Here is a 23,679-nt window from a genome sequence, read left to right on the forward strand (position 1 = left end):
CCCATGCTCACAGCGACCTGCCACGACAACCTCCTCCAACATATCGCGGAGAGGCGACCCGCATGACCTGGGCAGACATTGCTTTTCGGTTCGGATCTGCAGAATATGCGGCCACCTTGACCCTGCTGCTGATGGGGGTCTGCCTGGCTGCGCCACAGCCACTGCCCCGCTCCAGCGGTATGGCAGTGCTGGGCCTGTTGCTCGGCACCCAAGGACAAGACCCAGCCGGTGACCTGCGCGGTATGACAGGTCTTGCACTGCTGCACGAAGACCCGTCCGTGGTTGTGGCCTGCCTGGGGATTTTCGCACTGCTCGTTCCCCACATCGCGCAACACCTCATCCCCAGACCGGACGCCCCACCGCCGCCACCGCATTCCAATGCGCCCCCCCGAAGCACAAGGCTCTGGAGCACGGTGTATCTTTGCCTGGGCTTTTGGCCTGCTTCAGGCGCTTTCATTGCCACCGCGGGATGGCTGCAGCGCCCGGCCTGGACGGGCCCTTTCGCGACAGCGTGGTGTGCAGGGCTGCTGGCATGGTATGGGTTGACGCCCGACCTGCTGTGGCCCTGTGTAGCGCTGGCGGCCTTGGGCATGCTTTTCTTGCAACTCGACTGCCCCGTCGTGCCCCTGCTGGTCGGCCTGTCTGCATCTGCCATGCTGGAAGAAAACCTGAGGCGAGCGTTGCTGCTGAGCCGGGGTGAATGGTTGCCACTCGTGCTGGACCGGCCCATCGTGGCCAGCATGTTGGCTGTGGGTGTGCTGGGGGTGGCTGTACGTCTGCTTTTGCTGAGGCGCGGAAAAAGACCTCGCCCAGCCCGAGAGACTTGGGAACCAGCACAAGGTTGAAGCTGACAGGCGCTAAGGGCGCAAGGCCCAAAGACTCATAAAGCCTCTGCGCTGCAACGACATCGCGCGACATGTGCAACTCATGTCGCGCGTGCTCAGCGCGGTGGAACCCGGACAACCCCAGCTTTTGGTGACCCATTCCATGCCCTGTCAGATACCTTGGCGCAAACAGGGGCAGAAAAAAGAAAATCTCTCATGAATCTCAACCAGATCACGTTGCCTGTCGCGGACCTCGACGAAGCTGTGGCGTTCTATCGCCACATGGGCTTTCTGCTGATCGTTCACGCTCCACCCCGGTACGCCCGCTTCGAGTGCCCGGAGGGCGACGCTACGTTCTCGCTGCACGCAGACCATGGGGGCCCACGTGAGACGGGCGTTGTCGTGTACTTTGAATGCGCCGACCTCGACGTGAGGGTGGCGGCTTTGCAAGCCGCGGGATTCCAGTTCACACAGCTCCCCAAAGACGAGCCTTGGCTTTGGCGCGAAGCACGCTTGGCGGACCCGTCCGGCAATGTGATCTGCCTGTTTCGGGCCGGTGACAACCGCAAGAACCCGCCGTGGCGCTTGGCGTAGCGGGGCACTCGCACGCTCCCTACCATCTGCCCGACGTGCGCAGCGAACAGACGCCATGAGTGCCTGCGCGGCCGTCCTGTCACCACAGCTAGGGCGCGCCCACCTCGTCCACCAGCGTTGACAGGGGAAGCGCATACACCTCCTGCAGCAGCGCCACGAGCTGCTGCGCCGCAGCCGCCACCACGGCCTGTCCCTTGTCCGCAGAGGCGGCCGCAGCATTGCCCACCGCGCCGGCGGGGTGGTAGTCCTGCATCTGCCAGCCCAGCTTGGCGCTCTTGCCGTTGCCCAGAATGGCGTACTGTTCCGACCGGTCCTGCGAGGTGGAGCGGAAGTCCCGCGCATGCTCCATGTGCACGGTGCCAGGCGCCAGGTGCAGCATCATCGACGTCTCGATCTCCCCCGCATGGATGCCGAAGCGGTGCTCCTGCGCGCTGAATTGCCCGGCCACTGCATCGGGCAGCGGCAGGCTGAACCAGCTGGCGCTGTAGACGATAAGGTCGCAGCGGGTGCGCAGCTCGCGCGCCACGATGTCCATCACGCTGACCTGGCCGCCGTGGCCGTTGAAGAGCAGCAGCTTCCGGATGCCGGCGCGCGCCACGCATTCGCCGATCTCCGTCCACAGCGCGATCACGGTAGCGGGCGACAGCGTGAGCGTCCCGGGAAAGCGGATGTGCTCCGGACTCAGCCCCACGTTCTGCGGCGGCAAAAACAGCACCGGCAGGTCGGCGGGCAGCTGCGGCAGCGCGGCGTCGATCACGCCCTGCAGCAGGGTGGCATCCACCGACAGCGGCAGGTGCGGCCCGTGCTGCTCGATGGCGGCCACGGGCAGCACGGCCACGGTGTGCGCGGCCTGGCCGGAGGCTTTCAGCTGCGCGAAGTCGCGTGTCGAGAGGTCGGCCCAGAAACGCGAGGGCAGTGGCGGCATGGCGGATAGGGGAGCGGCAGCGGCAGTCATGCCCGCCATGGTAGCCGCGCGGGGGCCGTGGTGGGGCCCCGGCGCTACCATTGCACCCATGACCCACGACCTCTTTCGACAAGACGCCTACCTGCGCGAATGCAGCGCCCACATCACCGCCATCACCGATGCTGGCATCGTGCTGGACCAGACCGTGTTCTACCCCCTGGGCGGCGGCCAGGCCGGGGACAGCGGCGTGCTGGTGCTGGCGGATGGCACCGAGATCGCGATTGCCGACACCCGCAAGGGCAAGGACGCCGAGGGCAAGCCGACCAGCGACATCGTGCATGTTCCAGCCCCCGGGCAGGAAGACCGCCTGGCGCAGCTGGCGGCTGGCACTGCGGTCACCGCCCGCATCGACTGGGAGCGCCGCCACCGCATGATGCGGCTGCACACCACGTCGCATCTGCTGTGCCATGTGGTGCCGCAGTTGGTCAACGGCTGCTCGATCACGCCCGACTATGCGCGGCTGGACTTTGCGATGACCGACCCGCTGGACAAGGACCAACTGACCGCCGCCATCGCGACGCTGGTGGCTGCCGCGCACCCGCTGACCGTGGCCTCGATCAGCGACGAGGAGCTGGACGCCAACCCCACGCTGGTCAAGAGCATGAGCGTGCAGCCACCGCGCGGCACGGGGCGCATCCGCACCATCCGCATCGGGGGTGACGGCGGTGACGGCGGCACACCGCTGATCGACCTGCAGCCCTGCGGCGGCACGCACGTGGCCAACACGGCAGAGATCGGCGCCATCGTGGTCACCAAGATCGAGAAGAAGAGCGCCACCACCCGCAGGGTGGTGCTGGGCTTCGCCCAGTGAGGCCACGCCAGAAGCACGCCCGGTGAGGCTGCTCCAGAAGCACAGCACCCGTTGCCCCCGCTGCGCGGTGCAGAGGGATTCGAAGCGCGAGAAGGCCCAACGTCAACAATCGTGAACCGGGCCCGCGCCTTCGTTGCAATGGCTTACCCAGGCTTTTGCACAACAGGGACAATAGCGACCCACGCGCGCGGCTGTATTGCCTGTTGTCTGTCTTGCCTTCCAGGCCTCTGCCTGGGCCGCGGCGCCCCCTGAATCTGCCGCCATGCCGCCTGCCCTGCGCCCCGCCTCTCTCGCTTCCATCCGCCAGCACCGCTGGTTCCGCCCTGCGGCCTGCACGCTGGCGGGGTTGATCGGCGTGTGGGCGGTGGCCTGGCTGGCCGTGCCGCCGCTGCTCAAGGGCCCGCTGGAGCGTGCGGCCACCGCGCAACTGGGCCGTGCGGTCACCGTGGGCGCCATCGATTTCAAACCCTGGACGCTGGAACTCGCGCTGCGCGATATCGCCGTGGCGGGCGCTGCGGGCGCGCCGCCGCAGCTCACCATCGGCCGCGTGTATGTGGATGGCGAGCTGCAGTCGCTGCTGCGCTTCGCGCCGGTGGTGGACGCCTTCACCGTCGAGAACCCGGTGCTGCGTGTCACGCACCTGAGCGACGGCCGGTACGACGTGGACGACATCATCGCCAAGGTCACAGCGCCCACGGGCGAGCCCGACAGCGGCCCGGCGCGCCTGGCGCTCTACAACCTGGCGTTGACGGGCGGCAGCATCGACTTCAACGACCAGAGCGTGGGCAAGACGCACGAGGTGCGGGACCTGGCGCTGAAGGTGCCGTTCATCAGCACACTGTCCACGCAGCACGAGGTCAAGGTCGAGCCCCACCTCTCCTTTGCACTCAACGGCAGCCGCTTCGACTCGTCGGCAGCGGGCACGCCGTTTGCGCAGACGGGCCGGGGTGATGCGAGCATTCGCCTGGACGGCCTGCGGTTGCCCCCCTACCTGGGCTACCTGCCCGCCAGCCTGCCGGTCAAGGTGCAGGACGCCACGCTGGATGTGGACGTGAAGGTGGCCTTCGAGCAGGCGCCGCGCATGTCCGTGAAGCTGACCGGCACCGTGCAGGCGCGCGATGTGCGGCTGACCGACCGCCAGGGCGGCGACCTGCTGTCGTACGAGCGACTGAAGGTGGACATGGCCGATGTGCGCCCGCTGGAGCAGGTGGTGCACCTGAGCCAGGTGGAGCTGACCGCGCCCGTGGTGACGGCGGCGCGCGATGCGTCGGGCCGGATCAATTGGGCGCAGCTGGCGCCGAGCCCGGCAGCCACCAGCGCGCAGACAGCATCGACGACCACCGGCCCCACATCGGCAGCAGAGCCGTCGGCATCGACGGCGTCGGCATCCGAGACCACCGCCAGCGCCGCAGCTTCTGCGCCATCCCCCAGTGCAAGCCAGGCGGCCTCTGCGCCACGCGCTGGTGCCAGCAAGGCTGTCAGCAAGCCAGCCGCCGCACGACCCGCCTGGGCCGTGCGCGTGGACCGCGCCGCGGTGCGCGGCGGCACCGTGCGGTGGTCGGACCAAGGCACCCGGCCCGCCGCCACGCTGCAGGCCACGGACTTCACGCTCGACATGGCGGACCTGGCGCTGCCGCTCGTCAAGCCCTTCAGCTTCAAGGGCGGGCTCAAGCTGCAGGACGGCGGCTTGCAGTTCACCGGCGAGGCCACCGACCAGAAGGCGCAGGTGAACGCGTCGGCGCAGGCGCTGTCGCTGCAACTGGCCGCGCCTTACCTGGCGCAGGTGCTGGAGCCCACCGTGGCAGGCCTGATCACCGGCGACCTGGGCGTGGCGTGGGAGGCGCCCGGCGCCAAGGCGGCGCAGGCCGGTGCCACGGGCGTGACGCTGACCGCCGGCCCGCTGGCGCTGGAGCAACTGGCCGTGAAGCAGGGCCGCACCACGGTGGCGGGCCTGACCAAGCTGGCGGTCGAAGGCGTGCAGGTGCCGCTGGATGCGCGCACGGCCACGCTGGCCAGGCTGACCCTGTCCCAACCCCTGGCGGCGGTGGAGCGCGGCACGGACGGGCGGTGGATGTTCGAGCGCTGGACGAAGGCCGCCAGCCCCGCGCCGACACCGGCCGTCGACAGCAGTGGCAGTAGCAGTAGCAGTAGCAGTGGCAGTGGCAGTGGCAGCAGCAGCAACAGCACGAGTACCGCCACCACGAACGCCACCAGCGCCAGCACCTCCACCCCTGCGCCCTGGAAGCTGCGCGTGGCCGACCTCGCGGTGGAAGGCGGCACCGTCACGTTCGCCGACAACGCCCAGGCCCGCCCTGTGGCGCTGGACCTGTCGGCACTGAACATCACCGCCAAGAACCTGGCCAGCGACGGCAGCAAGCCCGAGGCGTTCCAACTGTCCGCACGCGCTGCCGCACCCCGCAAAGGCAACGGCAAACCCGAGGCCGGCAAGATCGACTACCAGGGCACGCTGGCCCTGCAGCCGCTGGCAGCACAGGGCAAGCTCGACCTGGCGCGGGTGCCGCTGCATGCGCTGGATGGCTACCTGGCCAGCCAGCTGTCGGTGGAGCTGCTGCGGGCCGATGTGGGCTTCAAGGGCCAGGTTGCACTGGCACTGGGCGACAAGGGCCCCAGCCTGCGCCTGGCGGGCGATGCCGCCATCGATGAGCTCACGGCCAACAGCACCGCCGCCTCCACGCCCAAGACCGAAGCCCAGGTGGGCGAGGAGCTGCTGGCCTGGAAGAGCCTGAACCTGCGCGGCCTGTCCGTGGCCACCGCGCCAGGCACCGCGCCGCGCGTGGAGGTCAAGGAGACCAGCCTGGTGGACTTCTTCGCGCGCATCACGGTGAACGAGGCGGGCCGCATCAACCTGACCGACATCGCCAAGACGCCCGCCGAGGCGCAGGCAGCCAACGCGGCCAGTGCAGCGAATGCGGCCACCGCCGCAGCCTCGGCCAGCGGGCCTGCCGCCGCGTCAGCAGCCGCTGCCAGCACACCCGCCAGCGCTGCCGTCGCCAAGGCCGACCCGCTGGCACCTGTGGTGCAGTTCGGGCCGGTGAGCCTGGTCAACGGCAAGGTGCTGTTCTCGGACTTTTTCATCAAGCCCAACTACTCCGCCGACCTGTCGGAGCTGACCGGCAAGCTGAGCGCCTTCTCGTCCGAGACGCCCGGCGGCGAGCCCGTGCTGGCGGACCTCGAACTGCGCGGCCGGGCGGAAGGCTCGGCGTCGCTGGAGATCACCGGCAAGCTCAACCCGCTGGCCAAGCCGCTGGCGCTCGACATCGTGGGCAAGGTGCGCGACCTGGAGCTGCCGCCGCTCACGCCCTACGCCGTGAAGTACGCCGGCCACGGCATCGAGCGCGGCAAGCTCAGCATGGACGTGAACTACAAGGTGCTGCCCAGCGGCCAGCTCACGGCCAGCAACCGGCTGGTGCTCAACCAGCTGACCTTTGGCGAGCCGGTGCAGGGCGCCCCCAACAGCCTGCCGGTGAAGCTGGCCGTGGCGCTGCTGGCCGACCGCGACGGCGTGATCGACCTGGACCTGCCCATCAGCGGCTCGCTGAACGACCCGCAGTTCCGCCTGGGGCCGGTCATCGGCCGGGTCATCGTCAACCTCATCGGCAAGGCGCTGACTGCTCCGTTCAGCCTGCTGGCCAATGCCTTCGGCGGCGGCAGCGAGATGAGCCACGTGGCTTTTGCGCCCGGCAGCGCTGCGCTCTCGGCGGATGCGAAGCAGAACCTGGACAAGGTGGTGAAGGCCCTGGTCGACCGGCCAGCGCTCAAGATCACCGTGACCGGCATGGCCAGCCTGAAGGACGAGCGCGAAGGCCTGCAGCGCGAGCGCCTGCAGCAACAGGTGCTGGCCGAAAAGCGCCGCGCCAACCCTGCCGACAGCAGCCCGGTGTCGGCCGCCGAATACCCCGCCCTGCTCAAGGAGGTGTACCGCCGCGCCGACATGGCCAAGCCGCGCAACCTGGTCGGCCTGGCCAAGGAGCTCACCGTGCCCGAGATGGAAGCCCTGCTGCTGGCCAACCAGAGCGCCACCGAGGCCATGGCGGCCGACCTGGCCCACGACCGCGGCCAGGCGATCCGCAGCTATCTGGTGGCGCAGAAGCTGCCGGCCGAGCGGCTCTTCGTGGCGGCGCCCAAGTCGGGCAACCAGCCCGACAAGTGGACGCCGCGGGCGGATCTGAGCCTCGAGGCTCGGTAGTCCGCTGAACCGCTGCGCGGCTTCCCCCCAAGGGGACGCACCCGGTGGACCGGCGCAGCCAGATCCACGGGTGCACTGGCGGTGGCCCAGCGCCGGTTGGAAGGGGGATGACCGGGGATTACATCCCCCCAGCACATCGGGGCCGTGGCGCGCCGATTTTCAACGGCCGGGCTGCCCCGCGCACAATGGCGGACCACCGGAATCGACGGAGCGGGCCGGAACCAACGGCGCCGCGCCCGCTCCCACACTGCAACCATGCCTTCACGCCTGCTCAACCGCCTTGCAGTTACTCTGCTTTTGATAGCTGCCAGCGCTTTCTGGACAAGCGCCAACGCCCAATTCAGCCCCAAAACGACAGGCCAGGGGACCAGCGTGGTCACCACGCCGTACGTCCGGGCCGAGCTGATGGCCCATGCGCCCCAGGGCGTGGCGCCGGGGCAGCCGCTGTGGCTGGGGCTGCAGATCACCCACCAGCCCGAGTGGCACACCTACTGGAAGAACCCGGGCGATTCCGGCCTGCCCACCGACCTGGCCTGGACGCTGCCCGCCGGGCTGGACGCGGGCGAGATCGCCTGGCCGCTGCCCAGGAAGATCCCCATCGGCACGCTGGCCAACTACGGTTATGAAGGCACGGTGCTGCTGCCCGTGCCCGTCACGGTGGCCAGCACCTTTGCCGCCGGCCCGCTCGCCAAGGACGCCATCATCCAGCTGCGCGCCTCCTGGCTGGTGTGCCGCAAGGAGTGCATTCCCGAAGAGGGCGAGTTCACCCTGCAATTGCCCCTGCGCAGCACCACGGCGCTCAACGGCGCCGCGTTCGAGGCGGCGGCCAAGGCGCAGCCCCAGCCGGTGCTGGCGGGCACCAACGGCATCGTGCCGGACAGCCAGGCGCAGATCGCCGACGGCAACGCGCTGCAGGTCAGCGTGCACGGCCTGCCGGTGGCGCTGCGCGGCAAGACCCTGGATTTGTTCCCGGAAACCAGCGAAGTCATCGAGAACGCAGCGCAGTGGACGCAGGCCTGGAACGGCAGCGTGTGGACGGCAAAAATTCCGCTGGCCGCCCAGCGCAGCAGCAGCCCCAGCCTGATGCCCGTCGTGCTGGCCGAACGGGCTGCGGAGCAAGGCGCAGCCGCCCACGGCACGCGCCCCGACACCCGCACCGGCTACCGCGCAGAACTCAAGGTGCTGGGCACCTGGCCGCAGGGCGCGGCGGTGGCCAGCGTCTCACCCGCGCTGGACGCCGCGCTCAAGGCCAATGCGGCGCAGGCAGCCCAGGCCGCAGGCGGCGCGGGAGGAGCGCCGCTGGCGGGCTCCGGCGCCTCCACCCTCACCCTGTCGGCCGCGCTGCTGGGGGCCTTGCTGGGCGGCCTCATCCTCAACCTCATGCCCTGCGTGTTTCCGGTGCTGGCGATCAAGGTCGTGGGCTTTACCCAGCACGCGCAGGACCGCCGCGCGCACCGCCTGAGCGGCCTGGCGTACACGGCGGGGGTCGTTCTGTCCTTCGTGCTGCTGGGCGCGCTCATGCTGGGCCTGCGCGCTGCGGGCGAGGCGGTGGGCTGGGGCTTTCAGCTGCAGTCGCCCGCGGTGGTGGCCGCACTTGCCGCGCTGTTCACGGTGATCGGGCTGAACCTGGCGGGGGTGTTCGAGTTCGGGCACTTTCTGCCGTCGTCGGTGGCCAGCCTGCAGGCGCGCCACCCGGTGGCCGACAGCTTTCTGACGGGCGTGCTGGCCGTGGCCGTGGCCTCGCCCTGCACCGCGCCGTTCATGGGTGCGTCGATGGGTCTCACGGCCACGCTGCCGGTGCCCCAGGCGCTCGCGGTGTTCGCGGTGCTGGGCCTGGGCCTGGCGCTGCCGTATCTGGCCGCGAGCTTCATCCCCGCCGTGGCTCGGGCCCTGCCCCGCCCCGGCGCGTGGATGGACACCTTCCGCAAGTTCATGGCCTTCCCCATGTTTGCCACCGTGGTGTGGCTGGTGTGGGTGCTGGGGCAGCAAAGCGGCATCGACGGCGCGGGCGCGCTGCTTATATTGCTGGTGGGCGTGGGCCTGGTGGCCTGGTCGCTGTCGCTGGCGGGCCGCGCACGCCGCTGGATGGCCACGGTGTCGGTCGCCGCGTTCGCGCTGCTGGCCTGGTCGTTCGGGCCGCACATCACCAACGTGTCGGCCGCTCCCACTGCGCAGTCCACCAGCGCTGGCGGGCCCCAGTGGCAGGCCTGGGCGCCCGGCGCGGCCGAGCAGATCGTGGCCAGCGGCCGCCCCGTGTTCGTGGACTTCACCGCGGCCTGGTGCGTGACCTGCCAGTACAACAAGAAGACGACGCTGGCCGATAGCAACGTGCTGGCCGACCTGTCCGCCAAGAACGTGGCCCTGCTGCGCGCCGACTGGACACGCCGCGACCCGGCCATCACCGCCGCGCTGGCCCAGCTGGGGCGCAACGGCGTGCCGGTGTACGTGTTCTACCGGGCCGGCAAGGCGCCCGTGGTGCTGACCGAAGTGCTGAGCGTGCAGGAGGTGCGCGCCACCATCGCCCAGCTGTAAAGGCAATGAAGAGCGCGGCCACGAGGCTGCGCTGGGTTCCGTGCGGCGCGTTGTTCGTCGTGTTGTCGTTGTTCACCTTAGCCATCTACCGAAGGAGATTCCGCCATGAAGTTGCTTCGCCGTACGCTGATTGCCTCTGCCGCCGCGCTGTTCGCCACCGGCGCCGCGCAGGCCGCCACCACCGTGGGCCAGCCCGCCCCCGACTTCACGCTCAAGGACGCCACCGGCAAGACCGTGAAGCTGTCGGACTTCAAGGGCAAGCATGTGGTGCTGGAGTGGACCAACCCGGGCTGCCCCTTCGTGCGCAAGCACTACGACAGCGGCAACATGCCCGCCACGCAAAAGGACGCCACCGGCAAGAACGTGGTGTGGCTGGCCGTCAACTCCACCGAGAAGGCCAGCAGCGACTACCTGGAGCCGGCCCGGCTCACGGCCTGGCTCACCGAACGCAAGGCCCAGCCCACCGCGGTGCTCATGGACGAGGAAGGCACCGTGGGCAAGAGCTACGGCGCACGCACCACACCGCACATGTACATCGTCAACCCGCAGGGCGTGCTGGTGTACGCGGGCGGCATCGACAGCATCCCCTCGGCCCGCCCGGCCGACATCGAGAAGGCCACCAACTATGTGAAGGTGGGGCTGTCGGAAGCGTTGGCGGGCAAACCGATTTCTGCGGCGACGACGCAGCCGTATGGGTGCAGCATCAAGTACAAGTCGTAGGCGCCGCCGGACGAATCGACAGGCTTCAGAGTCCAAGCTGGATTCATCAATGCATGGCCAGCTTCGAGCACCCCGCCTCCAGTGCTTTGAACAGGTCTTTGGACGTTTCCACTTCGCCTCTCACGTCCATGTACTGAGCGGCGATCCGCTCGCCATCTTTTGACGAAAAGAACAAGACGGGCTCGTTGCTGATATTGACTGTGCCGTCCAGCATTTCTATTCGACCCAGGAATATAGGGAATAGGGTCGTCATGTCCTTGGCCTCGACCAATTTTTTGGGCTTGAGGGAGGACATTTGCTCAATGAAGCCGCCCAGATCCGGGCTGCCGAGGCAATGTTTGGACTTGCCATTGGCAACAACATGCAGATAAAAGGGATCATCGTTGTTAGCTCGGTGCGCCACCAGTGAAATGCGATCACTTTTGAAGTAGTACACCAGCCCGGGAGATCTTTCGAAATTCAAAACTTCCATGTCGCCAACCCCGGGATATCCGCCCGGCCACATTGCAGAATAGAAGACCATGGAACCCGCCCCAAAGGCAAAGCCGAAAAAAAGCAAAGCTGAATAGACAAAGGCTTTTTTCATTAGAAAACATGCACCATAGTGCCTTTTGGAGCCCAGTCAAACAGAGACCTGGCATCGTTTTCTAACAATCTTACGCACCCATGCGAGCCAAACCATTCGCCCAACTTGCCCCTCGCTGCGCGAACCACGGATAGCGGCACTGCACCGTGGTATTGATGAAATGCTTTCTTATCACTGGTAAAGAACATGGCGTAGTTCATTTGCACGTTGTAAGTGCGGCTTCTGTAAATTTTGCTTTTCTCGTATATTTTAAAAGTCCCACGGTCGGTCGGATGACTTTCGTCTCCAGTCACGCAGTCAAAAACAAAGACCCTTTTCAAGCCCTCCATCGCCTCAACGGTCTGGAGCGATAAATTGACTATGATTGTTTTTGAAACCTTACTGGGATTCTTCTTTGGTGGCACCATTCTCACCCTCTGAATTGAGGGCCAGAGTTTAGGCACAGGTCAAACAGAACGCACTGCCCATTCCGCCAACATTTACACAGTTACGGCCATCCGCCAATTACTGCCTTCTTACGCCAGTCCTCCGCTCGGTTGATGTGGCAATTTAAATTCAAAGAGAATAATATTTTTTAGCCAGTTACAGCAGCCCCCAGCCTCTGCGACAAACTCCGCGCCGCCTCGCGCAGATGCTGCGCCGACGCGCTGCCCGGCCCGGTCTGCAGCGTGGCACTGGGTCCGATCACCGCCAGGCACAGCACCAGCTGGCCGAACCCGTCGAACACCGGGGTGGCCAGCGCGCTGATGCCGGGCAACAACTGATCGGTCACCTGCGCCACCTGGTGCGCGCGCACCAACTCCAGCTCGGCGGCGAACGCCGGTTCGTCCAGTGCCCCTGCAAACCCCTCGGCCGCCAACGCAGCAGCGGCACGCTCGCGCGGGCCGAAAGCCGCGAACACCTTGCCCGTGGCCGTGTGGCGCACCGACGCGGTGGTGCCATGGCGCATGGCCACGTACACCGCGGTGGGGCCTTCTTCCACGCGGATGATGGTGGGCCCGTTGTCGCCCCAGACCGAGGCCGACACGGTGTAGCCGATGCGCTGGGCCAGCGCGGGCAGCTCGGCGATGGCCAGGCGCACCGGGTCCACCTGCTGCAGGCTGATCAGGCCCAGCTGCATGGCCAGCGGGCCCAGGCCGTAGTGGCCGCTCACGGCGTCCTGCTCGATGAGGCCCAGCTTGCCGAAGCTCACCAGGTACGGGTGCGCCTTGGCGGGCGTCATCTCGGCGGCGCGGGCCAGGTCCTTGAGCGCCATGCGGCGGCCGGTGCGGGCCAGCACCTTGAGCAGTTGCCCGCCCACTTCCACACTCTGAATGCCGCGTGGCGTGCGCGGGCTGGTGTCGTCTTCGTCGTCGGGGCGGGGCGGGTCGATGGGGGCGGAAGGCATGGCTGCGATTGTCCACGGCAAGCGCTGGCGCATGGATCTCCGGGTTTTCACCTAAGCGAATGCGTTAGACATTGGCGAATTTATTGCCTAACATCAAAACATTCCGTTTAGATAAACGCATTCACCCATAACGAATTTCACACCATGACCACCAAGACCTTTGCCTCCGCCGCCGACCTGGACGTCAAGAAGGTGAGCTTCGACAAGCTTTCCGACCATGCGTACGCCTATACGGCCGAGGGCGACCCCAACACCGGCATCATCATTGGCGACGACGCCGTGATGGTGATCGACACCCAGGCCACGCCCGTGATGGCGCAGGACGTGATCCGCCGCATCCGCGAGGTGACCGACAAACCCATCAAGTACGTGCTGCTGTCCCACTACCACGCGGTGCGCGTGCTGGGCGCGAGTGCCTATGGGGCGGAGCACATCATTGCCAGCGAGGACACGCGCGATTTGATCGTCGAGCGCGGCCAGTTCGACAAGGACAGCGAGATCGGCCGCTTCCCGCGCCTGTTCCAGAACGTGGAGAGCGTGCCGGACGGCCTGACCTGGCCCACGATGACCTTCAACAAGAAGATGACGCTGTGGCTGGGCACGCTGGAGGTGCAGATCCTGCAGCTGGGCCGCGGCCACACCAAGGGCGACACCGTGGCCTGGCTGCCGCAGGAAAAGATCCTCTTCAGCGGCGACCTGGTGGAGTTCGACGCCACCCCGTATGCGGGCGACGCGTACTTCCAGGACTGGCCGCAGACGCTCGACAACATCGCGGCCATGAAGCCCGAAAAGCTGGTGCCCGGCCGCGGCGCCGCGCTGCAGACGCCCGACCAGGTGCAGGCCGGGCTGGCCGGCACGCGCGCCTTCATCAGCGACCTGTACGAGAGCGTGAAAGCCAGCGCCGCCCAGGGCGAAGACCTGCGCAAGGTGTACGAGGCCACGTTCGCGAAACTGCAACCCAAGTACGGCCACTGGGTGATCTTCAACCACTGCATGCCGTTCGACGTGACCCGCGCCTACGACGAAGCCACGCAGTACCCGGACCCGCGCATCTGGACGGCCGAGCGGGATGTGCAGATGTGGAAGTCCCTGGAAGGTTGAATAGAGAACAACACCCTGAGGCGCTGCGCGCCTTCCCCCTCCTCTCGCACCGCTGCGCGCTGCGGGAAGGGGGACGACGCCCTCGCTGCGGGGCAGCCCCGGCTTGGCGTCGCTCGCTGAGGGGCTGCGCCAGTTGCACAGGTCCGTTCCCAGAGCAGCGCCCGGTTCGATCCAAGACACAAAGGTCATGACGCCATGAACCCCAGAGACATCCCTCCCGAGGCCTTCCACGCCAGCGGCGCCGAGGTGCAGGCCCTCGAATTCGGCTACGTGCGCTCGCCCGACCAGGACAGCCCCACGCCCGCGCAGCACCCCGTGGTCATCGTGGGTGCGGGCCCCGTGGGCCTGTCGCTCGCCATCGACCTGGCGCAGCGCGGGCAGCGCGTGGTGGTGCTGGACAACGACCACAAGCTCTCCACCGGCTCGCGCGCCATCTGCTTTGCCAAGCGCACGCTGGAGATCTGGGACCGCCTGGGCGTGGGCCAGCGCATGGTGGACAAGGGCGTGTCGTGGAACGTGGGCAAGGTCTTCCTGCAGGACGAGCAGCTGTACGAGTTCAACCTGCTGCCCGAGGCCGGCCACGAGCGGCCGGCCTTCATCAACCTGCAGCAGTACTACGCCGAGGCCTACCTGGTGGAGCGGGCGCTGCAGCTGCCGGGCATCGACATCCGCTGGCACAACCGGGTCACCGCCGTGGAGCAGCACGGCGACGGCGCCCTGCTGACCGTCGACACGCCCGAGGGCGACTACCGCATCGGCGCGCAGTGGGTGGCCGCGTGCGACGGCTCACGTTCGCCCCTGCGGCAGGCCATGGGCCTGGAAGCCAAGGGCCGCATCTTCAAGGACCGCTTTCTCATCGCCGACGTGAAGCTCGCAGGCGATGCGGAGTTTCCGACCGAGCGGTGGTTCTGGTTCGACCCGCCGTTCCACCCCGGCCAGAGCGTGCTGCTGCACCGCCAGCCCGACAACGTGTGGCGCATCGACTTCCAGCTGGGGTGGGACGCCGACCCCGAGGAAGAAAAGAAGCCCGAGAACATCCTGCCCCGCGTGCAGGCGCTGCTGGGTCCCCACGCGCAGTTCGAGCTGGACTGGGCCAGCGTCTACACCTTTGCCTGCCTGCGCATGGACCGCTTCGTGCACGGCCGCGTGATTTTTGTGGGCGACAGCGCGCACGGTGTCTCGCCCTTCGGCGCACGCGGCGCCAACAGCGGCGTGCAGGACGCGGAGAACCTGGCCTGGAAGCTCGACTGGGTACTGCAAGGCCGGGCCAGCGCTGCACTGGTGGCCACCTACGGCCCCGAGCGCGAATATGCGGCCGACGAGAACATCGCCAACTCCACACGCGCCACCGACTTCATCACGCCCAAGAGCGAGATCAGCCGGCTGTTTCGCGACGCCGCACTGCACCTGGCCCGCGACCATGCGTTTGCACGGCGCATCGTCAACAGCGGGCGCCTGTCGGTGCCGGCCACGCTGCATGCGTCGCCCTTGAACACGCCCGACACCGACGCCTTCGCGGGCCCGCAGGTGCCGGGCGCCGTGCTGCTGGACGCGCCGTTGACGCGGCAGGGCCAGCCCACCTGGCTGCTGCGCGCGCTGGGGCCGCAGTTCACACTCATCGTCTTTGGCGCGGCGCCTGGCTGGGCGTTCGAAGTGCCGCAGGTGCAGGTGCTGCAGATCGGCGTGGAGGTGCAGGACAGCGAGGGCCTGGCCGCGCAGCGCCTGGACGCCCTCCCCCACACCGCCTACCTGGTGCGCCCCGACCAGCACGTGTGCGCGCGCTGGCGTGCACCCACTGAAGCCGCCGTGCGCGCCGCCCTGGCCCGCGCCACGGCCGCCCACGCCTGACACCACGGAGCCCCCGACCATGCTCAACACCCAGCCCCACCTGCAGGCCTGCGACGATTTCTACGAAGCGCTGATCAACGCCCACCAGGGCCTGTCCACCCCCGACAGCCACGCCATGAACGCACGCCTGGTGCTGCTGCTGGCCAACCACATCGGCGACCACGCCACGCTGTGCGACGCGCTGCGGCTGGCACGCGGCGCGGCAGGCCTGAAGACGGCCACGGCCACCGCAACGCCAACCGCAACACCCACCGAGGCAGACCACCAAGCCATCACACCGGTCCTGCCTACGCACGCCATGGCCTGAACGCCGGCCCGCCCCGTACAGCGACACATCCGCACCGTTTCCCCCGGCCGCAGCAGCATCGCAAAGACGGTGCACTGCGGCCTCTGCCCCGACCGCATCACAACAACCCGGAGACAAAACCATGCTGCGCAAACACTTCCTCGCCACCCTCGGTGCCCTGGCACTCACCACGCTGGCCCTGCCCGCCACGGCCCAAGACACCAAGCCGCTCGAATGGGTGGTGGGCTATGCGGCCGGCGGCGGCTCCGACATCGTGGCGCGCACGATTGCCGAGTCGATGTCGACCACGCTGGGCCGCCCCATCATCATCAACAACAAACCCGGCGCGGGCACCAACATCGCGGCCGAATACAGTGCGCGCCACAAGGACTACGGCAACCTCATCTTCTCGGCCGACTTCGCCACGCTGGCGGCCAACCCGTTCCTGTTCAGCAAGCTCGGCTACAACGCCGAGAAGGACTTCCAGCCCGTGGGGCTGCTGGTGCGCTTCCCCATGTTCCTCGTGGTGTCCAACAACGTGCCCGCCAAGAACTTGAAGGAGTTCATGGCCTGGGCCAAGGGCCTGCCGGATGGGGTGAACTGGGCGTCCGCCGGGCCGGGCAGCCCGCACCACCTGGTGGGCGAATTGTTCCGCGAGCAAAGCGGCCTCAAGCTCACGCACGTGCCCTACCGCGGCGCCGCCCCGGCCATCCAGGACGTGATCGGCGGCCAGGTGCCCGCGATGTGGATCGACAGCGCCACGGTGTACCCCTTCCTCGCGACCGGCAAGGTCCGGGCCATCGGCGTGGCCAGCCCGCAGCGTGTGGGCACCATGCCCGATGTGGCCACCATCGCAGAGCAGGGACTGCAGGGTTTCGAGGGCTATGCCTGGCAAGGCGTGGTCGCGCCCACCGGCACGCCGCCCGAGGTGGTGGCGAACTTCAGCAAGGCCCTGCAGGCCGCGCTGGCCGACACGCGCACCAAGGCGCGCCTGCAGGCTCTGGGCGTGGAGCCGATGCCTGGTACCGCGGCGCAGATGGGCAGCTTTGCGCGTGCCGAGCGGGAGAAGTGGGGCCGGGTCATCACCAAGGTGGGCGTAAAGCTTGACTAACCCCACTGATTGAGCCCCCTGAGCGGCTGCGCCGCTTCCCCCTCAAGGGGACGCCTCCAGCGGCCCGGCGAAGCCGGTTCCGCGGTGGCACTGGCGATGGCGGCGCGCCGGTTTGGCAGCCTGTGGACTTCAGGATCTGCCGAGCCTCGCGCTTCGGAAAGTGGGCAGCGCCGATTCGCCCGTTACGCAGCGGCTGATCGGCAGCGTGCCAGGCGGCGCTTGCGCTGCAAAGCAGGGGCCAGCCACATCAGTTGCACCGCGGCATAACCCAGCGCCGCGAGCAACAGCCCCAGTGTGGGCAGGCCGACGAGCAGCGGCGTGCCCAGGGCCTGGATCCACGCCGCCATCGCCTGCACCGAGAAATCGCCGCCCGGTGCGACGCTGCTCCACGGCGGCAGGGTTTGCGTGCCGGGCATCACCAGCGACCCCAGGTAGAACGCCAGCGCATACAGCGGCACGGTGGTGAACGGGTTGGTATAGAAGGTGGCCACAGACCCGGCCACCACGTTGCCGCGAATCCCGGCGCACACCACCAGCGTGCCCGGGATCTGCAGCGGCCCGGGGATGAGCCCGCAGAACATGCCCGCTGCCACACCGCGCGCCAGCGGCTCGCGCTGAAAGCGGAACAGCGCGCGCTGCTCCAGCCAGGGCCGCAGGCTGGCCAGCCAGCTGCGGTCCAGGTGGGTGCGGGCCCGCGGTTCCAGGCCGCGCAGCCAGCGGCGCAGGGAGCACAGCATGGACATCATCGCGCGGTCAGTTCCAGGCGAAGGCGGCTGCCGTGCCCGCGCCGCACAGGGCCGACAGCCCCATCAGCAGGCGCACATCGCGCTTCTCGTTGCCCGCCCGGTGGGCGATGACGGTGGCGGCGACGAGGCCGCCCAGGAGAAACAACAGTACAGAGTCCAGCAGTTCCATGGTGTGCGCTTCCTTCCGGTCAGTCCTTGGGTGGCAGGGCTGGCGCAGGCTGCTGGGTGTTGCCACCCGAGCTGCGCAGCGACAGGAAGATGGAGCCTGCGATCAGGCCGGCCGTCACCAGCAGGGCGTAGCCGATCGGGATCTTGACCAGGTCGATGAGCAGCATCTTGCCACCGATGAAGATCAGCACCAGCGCCAGGCCGTAGGCCAGCAGGTGGAAGCGGTCCGCCAGGTCGGCCAGCAGGAAGTACAGCGCACGCAGGCCCAGGATGGCGAAGATGTTGGCCGTGAGCACGATGAACGGGTCGTTGGTGATCGCGAAGATGGCAGGGATGCTGTCGACCGCGAAGATGATGTCGGTGGTGCCGATGAGCACCAGCACCACGAACAGCGGGGTGTAGTGCTTCACGCCGTTGACCAGCGTGGAGAGCTTCTCGCCGTCGAACTGGTCGGTGATGCGGATGCGCTTCTTGAGGAACTTGAGCACCGGGTTGGTCGCGATGTCAGGCTCCTGGCCTGCAGCGAACCACATCTTGGCACCGGTGACGACGAGGAACGCGCCGAACACGTACAGCAGCCAGTGGAAGGTGGCCAGCAGCCAGGCGCCCGCCAGGATCAGCAGCGTGCGCAGCACGATGGCGCCGATGATGCCGATGATGAGCGCGCGCTTTTGGTACTGCGGCGGCACGGCGAAGTAGCTGAACAGCATCAGGAAGACGAAGATGTTGTCGATCGACAAGCTCTTTTCCACCAGGTAGCCGGTGATGAACTGCATCGACACCGTGTTGGCCACCTCGCGGCCCTGGCTGCTGTCGAGGTACCACCACAGGATGGCCACGAACACGAAGGCCAGCGAGAACCACAGCAGGCTCCAGCGCAGCGCCTCTTTCATCGTGACCTTGTGCGCCCCCTGGCGCTCCATCACCAGAAGGTCGACGCCGATGGCGACGACCACGAAGACGGCGAATCCCGCCCACATCCACCAGGTTCCTATTGTTTCCATGAATCTTTGCTCCGAAGGGAATTGGTTCGTCTGCCGGGCGCCCCACCCGACAACAGCCCGCACTGTAGGGACGCAAGAGATTCTTAAAAACCTGTCATATTGATACCATTGGTTCGGTTTTTACGAACCTTTGCGATTTCTCCCAGGAAACCCCATGAGCCAGAGCTTCAACTACCGCCATCTTTTCTACTTCTGGGTGGTGGCCAAGGAGGGCGGCATCGCGCGCGCCGCCGAGCGGCTGGACATGGCCGTGCAGACCATCAGCGCCCAGGTGCGCGAGCTGGAAAAGGCCCTGGGCGTGAGCCTGCTGCGCTCCGAGGGCCGCAACCTGGTGCTCACCGACGCGGGCGTGGCCGCGCTGCACGAGGCGGACCACATCTTTGCCCTGGGCGAGCTGCTGCCCGTGCGCGTGCGCGAGGCCGCCACCGGCCAGACGCTGCGGCTGAACCTGGGCATCTCCGACGGCATCGCCAAGCTGGCCGTGCACCGGCTGCTGACCCCCGTGCTGGACGAACCCCACCTGCGCCTGCTGTGCCACGAGGGCGAGTTCCAGCCGCTGCTGGGGGAGCTGGCGCTGCACAAGCTCGACGCGGTGCTGGCCGACCGCGCCGCCCCGCCCAACCGCGCGCTGCGCACCACCAGCCAACTGCTGGGCACAAGCGCCATCGCCTGGTACGCCCCGCCGCTTTGGGCCGAGGCTGCGGCCACGGACTTCCCGCACAGCCTGGCCGTGGTGCCCGTGCTGCTGCCCACCGACCACGCCGCCATGCGCGCCCGCATCGACCACTGGCTGGAGCGCGAGCGCATCCGCCCGCGCATCGCCGGCGAGTTCGAGGACAGCGCCCTCCTGAGCACCTTTGCCGCCACCGGCATGGGCGTGATGCCTGCCCCCGTGTCGCTGGGCGAGCACCTGGCACACACCCACGGCCTGGTGCAGGTGGGCACCACGCCGGATGTGCAGGAGCAGTTCCACCTGATCTACAGCGCCCGCAAGGTGATGCACCCGCTGCTCACGCGGCTGCTGGAGGCGGGGAAGAGCGGGACGCTATTGAATCAATAGCTGGTGGCGCTTGCCTATCAAGCGGTAGGGGCCTGAAACGCTTAAAAAACATTTCACCCGCATCGCCCCATCCGGTTGGGGTGAGCGCGTCGAAGCCAGGGCCTGGAAGGGGCCGCCCTTCGGCCAACTCGGCGGGAGCGGCCATGGGCTTCAAGATTGCGCAGTTCGTGCAAGGCTTCGACAGGCTCAGCCCGAACGGATGTTGGTTGAACGGCGCTCCGGCTGCCAAAACTGGCGCGCCCCCATCCCAGTGCCACCGAGGCGCGCAGCGACTCAGGGGGATTACCTCCCCGGCATGTCCTTGACCGAATAACCCAGGCTCACCGTCGCGTCTTCGGGAATCGCAGGCATCGACGCATTCCACGCCTCCCACGCCGCGCGCATGGACTGCAAACGCTCCGGTTCCACCGGCGCGCGGTTGGCGCGCTCGCGCTCGTCCTGGGCCAGGTTGAACAGGTAATCGTTGCCGTCCACCCGCAGGTACTTCCAGTCGCCCTGGCGCATGGCGCGCTGGCCGCGGTGGTTCATGCGCCAGAACAGCGCTGGGTCGTCCAGCACCGACGGGTCGCGCAGCAGCGGCATCAGCGAGCGGCCGTCGAGCGGGTAGTCGGCGTGCGGTGTCGCGCCCGCCGCATCGAGCATGGTGGCGGACCAGTCCATGGTCATGCAGGTCTGCGGGCTCACGCTGCCCGGCGCGATCACGGCGGGCCAGTGGGCGATCCAGGGCACGCGGATGCCGCCTTCGGTCAGGTCCATCTTGCCGCCGACCAGGGGCCAGCTGTCCGAGAAGCGCTCGCCGCCGTTGTCGCTGGTGAAGACGACCAGCGTGTCGCGGTCGATGCCGTGCCGCTGCAGCGCGGACATGATGCGGCCGATGCCTTCGTCCATGTGGTGGATCATGCGGCGGTAGGTGTCGATGTTGCCGCCGTGCAGGTGGAACAGGTTGCCCTTGACCTCTTGCGCCAGCGCCTCGTCGTCACGCGTCTCCCACGGCCAGTGGGGCGCCGTGTAGTGCAGGCTCAGGAAGAACGGCGTGCCGGCCTGCGCGCCTGGCGCCCTGCGCTCCACGTAGTCGAGCGCGTGGTCGGTGATGAGGTCGGTGAGGTAGCCGTCCTGCTGCTTTTCCTCGTCGCCCAGGTACAGGTCGTGCTGGCCGCCCGAGCTGCAGTGCGTGAAGTAGTCCACCCCGCCCGACATGGGGCCGAAGAACTCTTCATAGCCCGAGCGCAGCGGCCCGAATGCGGGCGGGTAGCCCAGGTGCCACTTGCCCATCAGCGCCGTGCGGTAGCCCGCTGCGCGCAGCAGCGACGGCAGCGTGGGGTGATCGGGCGGCAGGCCCAGCGTGGTGCTGCCGCGGCTCTTGCTGTTGATGGGTTCCTCGGCCGCGCCGCGCAGGCGGTACTGGTAGCGCGCGGTCATCAGCGCAAAGCGCGTGGGCGAGCAGACCGGTGAATTGGAGTAGCCCTGCGTGAGCTTCAGGCCGCGGGCGGCCAGGCCGTCGAGCACGGGCGACACGGCACCGAAGCTCGCGTCGCGCCCGCCGTAGCAGCCCAGGTCGGCATAGCCGAGGTCGTCGGCGACGATGAAGATGATGTTGGGGCGTTGGGGCATGGGGCTGTACCGGGTTGTCGGGTCGCAATCCATTTACTGCCACCACACCGACCGTTCGGGCTGAGCTTGTCGAAGCCTTGCGCAGCGCTTCGACAAGCTCAGCGTGAACGGGTAAATGGTGTTGGGAGGTGGCGGCGAAGGTGGTGGCAGAGGCGGGGTGTATGTGGGAGCTTGTCGGTAGCGCTCGGCGATATCGTCAATACCGTTCGGGCTGAGCCTGTCGAAGCCTTGCGCGGCGCTTCGACAGGCTCAGCGTGAACGGTTGGTGGTGGTGTGTGGTGCGCGGCGTTTGACGTTTGGCGCTTGGCGGAAGCGCAGTTCCCTCAAGGCTTGAAGCCCGAGCGCTGCACCACCGGCGCCCACTGCGCGCGGTACGCCTTGAGCATCGCTTCGGTCTGCGCCATGGTCGCCACCACCGGCTCCATCTTGGCCGCCTCGAATTTGCGCTGGGTGTCCGGGTCCTTCATCACCTCCACGATCAGCCCGGCCAGGCGTTCGGCCTGGGCCTTGGGCATGCTCATCGGGGCGAAGAAGGTGTTCCAGCCGGTGGCGGCCAGGTCCATGCCGCTTTCCTTGAAGGTGGGGATCTTGGGGTCCAGCGGGCTGCGCTTGGCGCTCGACACGGCCAGGATGCGGATCTTGCCGGCCTCGTGCTGGGGCAGCAGGGTGTCGAAGGTGTCGAACGCCACCGGCACCTGGCCGCCCAGCAGGTCGTTGAGCAGCGGGGCGGACCCGCGATAGCCCACCACCTCGGCGCGCACCTTGGCGGCATCGCCCACCATCAGGCCGAAGAAGTGCGGCAGGCTGCCCGTGGCCGGCACGCCGAAGTTGGCCTTGTCGGGGTTGGCGCGCAGCCAGGCCATCAGGTGCGGCAGTTCCTTGACCGGCACGGCGCTGGCCACGGCCACGCCGAACTCGTAGCTGTTGACATGGCTCACGGGGCGGAAGTCGCGCTCGGGGTCGTAGCCCGCGTCGGGGAACACCAGGGGCGCCACCAGCATGACGGCGGGGTTGGCCAGCAGCAGCATGGGCTGGTTGGCGGGCGCGGCCTTCACAGCCTGGGCCGAGAGGCGGCCGCCCGCGCCGGTCTTGTTCTCCACGATGACGGGCGTGCCGAGCTTGGAGCCCAGCTTGTCGGCCACGATGCGGGCCACGCGGTCGGTCGCGCCGCCGGGGGCGTAGCCGACCACGATGCGCAAGGGCGTGTCCTGCGCCTGGGCCAGGGTGGCGCACAGGGCGAGCGCGGCGGTCAGCACGAGGGCGAGGGGTTTTCGCATGGTCGGGTCTCCAGGCAGGGGCGGTGGCAGTGTCAAAGGGCAGGCAGGCAGCGCGCGAAAGAGCATCGCCGCGCGGCCCACTGTATTGGGCCCACAATCGATTGATCTAATCAATTCATGCCCGGAGATACCCTGATGCCCGCGCCCTCCCCGGCCACGCCAGCGGCCAGCCGGCTGGCCGACCCGCTGGTGGCCCACGACCTGCTGATGTACCGCCTGAACCGCCTTCTGGCGGTGGCTGGCAGCCTGGTGGTGCGGCTGTGCGAAGGCGGTTACGGCATCACCCGGCGCGAATGGGGCCTGCTGATGGTGCTGGCGCAGCACCCTGGCCTGCCGCCGGCGGAGCTGGCCCTGCGCCTGGGGCTGGACCGGGCCCGCACCTCGCGCGCCATCACCTCGCTGCTGGCCAAGAAGCTGCTCATCCGCGAGGCCATGCCGGGCGACCGCCGCCAGGCCGTGCTGTCGCTCACGCCTTCCGGGCAGGCGGTGCACGATGGGCTGTTCCCGCAGGTCAAGGCGCTCAACCAGGAGCTGCTGGCCGGGCTGGACGCGCACGCCGTGCAGAGCCTGGACCAGGCCCTGGCCGACATGCAGCAGCGCGCCGAGGCGCTGGTCGCCACCCGCACCGACGTGCCGCGCACCTACCGGCTGCGCGGCGGGCGGCACACAGATTGAAGGAGATGCGCGCGGCACCGCCCCAAAACAGGGAACCGGCGATATCCTCCAGAGCGGGGCTCGCGGCCACAAGCTGCTGAGCGCACCCCACGACGATAGACGACCGCACCACGACGAACCCGCGGCCGACCCCGGCCTGCCCACACCCACCGCCCCACCCTCCATTC

The 23,679-nt window shown here is 68.0% G+C and carries 21 protein-coding genes; 12 read left to right on the forward strand and 9 right to left on the reverse strand.

The window, feature by feature from the left end; translation table 11 throughout:
- Positions 1 to 62 precede the first annotated feature (62 nt).
- Together ASG27_RS26995 and ASG27_RS20515 are read left to right on the forward strand one after the other, a co-directional pair.
- A complete protein-coding gene (locus ASG27_RS26995) occupies positions 63 to 845 on the forward strand; it encodes a tripartite tricarboxylate transporter permease (protein WP_156370837.1) in 783 nt (260 codons plus the stop codon).
- 195 nt (positions 846 to 1,040) lie between these two features.
- Positions 1,041 to 1,418, forward strand: a complete 378-nt coding sequence (locus tag ASG27_RS20515) for a VOC family protein (protein ID WP_056420144.1) — start codon at positions 1,041 to 1,043, stop codon at positions 1,416 to 1,418.
- 88 nt (positions 1,419 to 1,506) lie between these two features.
- Here the strand turns inward: ASG27_RS20515 and ASG27_RS20520 are convergent, their stop codons facing one another.
- A complete protein-coding gene (locus ASG27_RS20520; protein WP_056420147.1) occupies positions 1,507 to 2,373 on the reverse strand; it encodes a creatininase family protein in 867 nt (288 codons plus the stop codon).
- 58 nt (positions 2,374 to 2,431) lie between these two features.
- Between ASG27_RS20520 and ASG27_RS20525 the strand changes: the two genes are divergently transcribed.
- The 4 genes from ASG27_RS20525 (at position 2,432) to ASG27_RS20540 (ending at position 10,652) form a co-directional block, all read left to right on the forward strand.
- Positions 2,432 to 3,193 carry an alanyl-tRNA editing protein gene (locus tag ASG27_RS20525; protein ID WP_056420150.1) on the forward strand — a complete coding sequence of 254 codons (762 nt, stop codon included), beginning with the start codon at positions 2,432 to 2,434 and terminating at the stop codon, positions 3,191 to 3,193.
- 262 nt (positions 3,194 to 3,455) lie between these two features.
- Positions 3,456 to 7,400, forward strand: coding sequence for a DUF748 domain-containing protein (locus ASG27_RS20530; protein ID WP_056420154.1), 3,945 nt, complete (start codon positions 3,456 to 3,458; stop codon positions 7,398 to 7,400).
- 255 nt (positions 7,401 to 7,655) lie between these two features.
- The gene (locus ASG27_RS20535; RefSeq protein WP_056420156.1) at positions 7,656 to 9,932 is read left to right on the forward strand and encodes a protein-disulfide reductase DsbD family protein; all 2,277 of its coding nucleotides are present in this window, start codon (positions 7,656 to 7,658) and stop codon (positions 9,930 to 9,932) included.
- A gap of 105 nt (positions 9,933 to 10,037) precedes the next feature.
- The gene (locus tag ASG27_RS20540) at positions 10,038 to 10,652 is read left to right on the forward strand and encodes a thioredoxin family protein (RefSeq protein ID WP_056420160.1); all 615 of its coding nucleotides are present in this window, start codon (positions 10,038 to 10,040) and stop codon (positions 10,650 to 10,652) included.
- Between the two features lie 46 nt (positions 10,653 to 10,698).
- Here the strand turns inward: ASG27_RS20540 and ASG27_RS20545 are convergent, their stop codons facing one another.
- The 3 genes from ASG27_RS20545 to ASG27_RS20550 form a co-directional block, all read right to left on the reverse strand.
- Positions 10,699 to 11,238, reverse strand: coding sequence for a hypothetical protein (locus ASG27_RS20545; RefSeq protein ID WP_082486041.1), 540 nt, complete (start codon positions 11,236 to 11,238; stop codon positions 10,699 to 10,701).
- Entirely contained in the window at positions 11,238 to 11,645 is a 408-nt protein-coding gene (locus tag ASG27_RS26215) for a L,D-transpeptidase (RefSeq protein WP_082486042.1), read from the reverse strand. Before ASG27_RS26215 ends, ASG27_RS20545 begins: the two co-directional genes overlap by 1 nt.
- Positions 11,646 to 11,812: 167 nt before the next feature.
- Positions 11,813 to 12,625 carry an IclR family transcriptional regulator gene (locus ASG27_RS20550; protein WP_056420591.1) on the reverse strand — a complete coding sequence of 271 codons (813 nt, stop codon included), beginning with the start codon at positions 12,623 to 12,625 and terminating at the stop codon, positions 11,813 to 11,815.
- 144 nt (positions 12,626 to 12,769) lie between these two features.
- Between ASG27_RS20550 and ASG27_RS20555 the strand changes: the two genes are divergently transcribed.
- The 4 genes from ASG27_RS20555 (at position 12,770) to ASG27_RS20570 (ending at position 16,971) form a co-directional block, all read left to right on the forward strand.
- The gene (locus tag ASG27_RS20555; protein ID WP_056420166.1) at positions 12,770 to 13,726 is read left to right on the forward strand and encodes an MBL fold metallo-hydrolase; all 957 of its coding nucleotides are present in this window, start codon (positions 12,770 to 12,772) and stop codon (positions 13,724 to 13,726) included.
- 195 nt (positions 13,727 to 13,921) lie between these two features.
- On the forward strand, positions 13,922 to 15,574 hold the full coding sequence (locus ASG27_RS20560) for an FAD-dependent oxidoreductase (protein ID WP_056420169.1): 1,653 nt from the start codon (positions 13,922 to 13,924) through the stop codon (positions 15,572 to 15,574).
- Positions 15,575 to 15,593: 19 nt separating this feature from the next.
- Complete coding sequence (locus ASG27_RS20565; protein ID WP_056420171.1) at positions 15,594 to 15,881, forward strand: DUF2783 domain-containing protein; 288 nt, start codon at positions 15,594 to 15,596, stop codon at positions 15,879 to 15,881.
- Positions 15,882 to 16,002: 121 nt separating this feature from the next.
- Positions 16,003 to 16,971 carry a Bug family tripartite tricarboxylate transporter substrate binding protein gene (locus ASG27_RS20570; RefSeq protein WP_056420173.1) on the forward strand — a complete coding sequence of 323 codons (969 nt, stop codon included), beginning with the start codon at positions 16,003 to 16,005 and terminating at the stop codon, positions 16,969 to 16,971.
- Positions 16,972 to 17,153: 182 nt separating this feature from the next.
- Here the strand turns inward: ASG27_RS20570 and ASG27_RS20575 are convergent, their stop codons facing one another.
- The 3 genes from ASG27_RS20575 to ASG27_RS20580 are packed head-to-tail and all read right to left on the reverse strand — an operon-like array spanning position 17,154 to position 18,889.
- A complete protein-coding gene (locus ASG27_RS20575) occupies positions 17,154 to 17,717 on the reverse strand; it encodes a DUF2062 domain-containing protein (protein WP_056420176.1) in 564 nt (187 codons plus the stop codon).
- 7 nt (positions 17,718 to 17,724) lie between these two features.
- Positions 17,725 to 17,886, reverse strand: coding sequence for a hypothetical protein (locus tag ASG27_RS27340; protein WP_200912460.1), 162 nt, complete (start codon positions 17,884 to 17,886; stop codon positions 17,725 to 17,727).
- 19 nt (positions 17,887 to 17,905) lie between these two features.
- Positions 17,906 to 18,889, reverse strand: a complete 984-nt coding sequence (locus ASG27_RS20580; protein WP_056172726.1) for a TerC family protein — start codon at positions 18,887 to 18,889, stop codon at positions 17,906 to 17,908.
- 154 nt (positions 18,890 to 19,043) lie between these two features.
- Between ASG27_RS20580 and ASG27_RS20585 the strand changes: the two genes are divergently transcribed.
- Positions 19,044 to 19,949 carry a LysR family transcriptional regulator gene (locus ASG27_RS20585; RefSeq protein WP_056172723.1) on the forward strand — a complete coding sequence of 302 codons (906 nt, stop codon included), beginning with the start codon at positions 19,044 to 19,046 and terminating at the stop codon, positions 19,947 to 19,949.
- 282 nt (positions 19,950 to 20,231) lie between these two features.
- Here the strand turns inward: ASG27_RS20585 and ASG27_RS20590 are convergent, their stop codons facing one another.
- On the reverse strand, positions 20,232 to 21,560 hold the full coding sequence (locus ASG27_RS20590) for a sulfatase family protein (RefSeq protein ID WP_056420179.1): 1,329 nt from the start codon (positions 21,558 to 21,560) through the stop codon (positions 20,232 to 20,234).
- Positions 21,561 to 21,883: 323 nt separating this feature from the next.
- Complete coding sequence (locus tag ASG27_RS20595; protein ID WP_056172719.1) at positions 21,884 to 22,837, reverse strand: tripartite tricarboxylate transporter substrate-binding protein; 954 nt, start codon at positions 22,835 to 22,837, stop codon at positions 21,884 to 21,886.
- Positions 22,838 to 22,954: 117 nt separating this feature from the next.
- On the opposite strand from ASG27_RS20595, the gene ASG27_RS20600 reads away from it, so the two are divergent.
- A complete protein-coding gene (locus tag ASG27_RS20600; protein ID WP_082486043.1) occupies positions 22,955 to 23,512 on the forward strand; it encodes a MarR family winged helix-turn-helix transcriptional regulator in 558 nt (185 codons plus the stop codon).
- Positions 23,513 to 23,679 lie beyond the last annotated feature (167 nt).

Source organism: Acidovorax sp. Leaf191, from assembly GCF_001424425.1.
Taxonomy (GTDB): Bacteria; Pseudomonadota; Gammaproteobacteria; order Burkholderiales; family Burkholderiaceae_C; genus Acidovorax.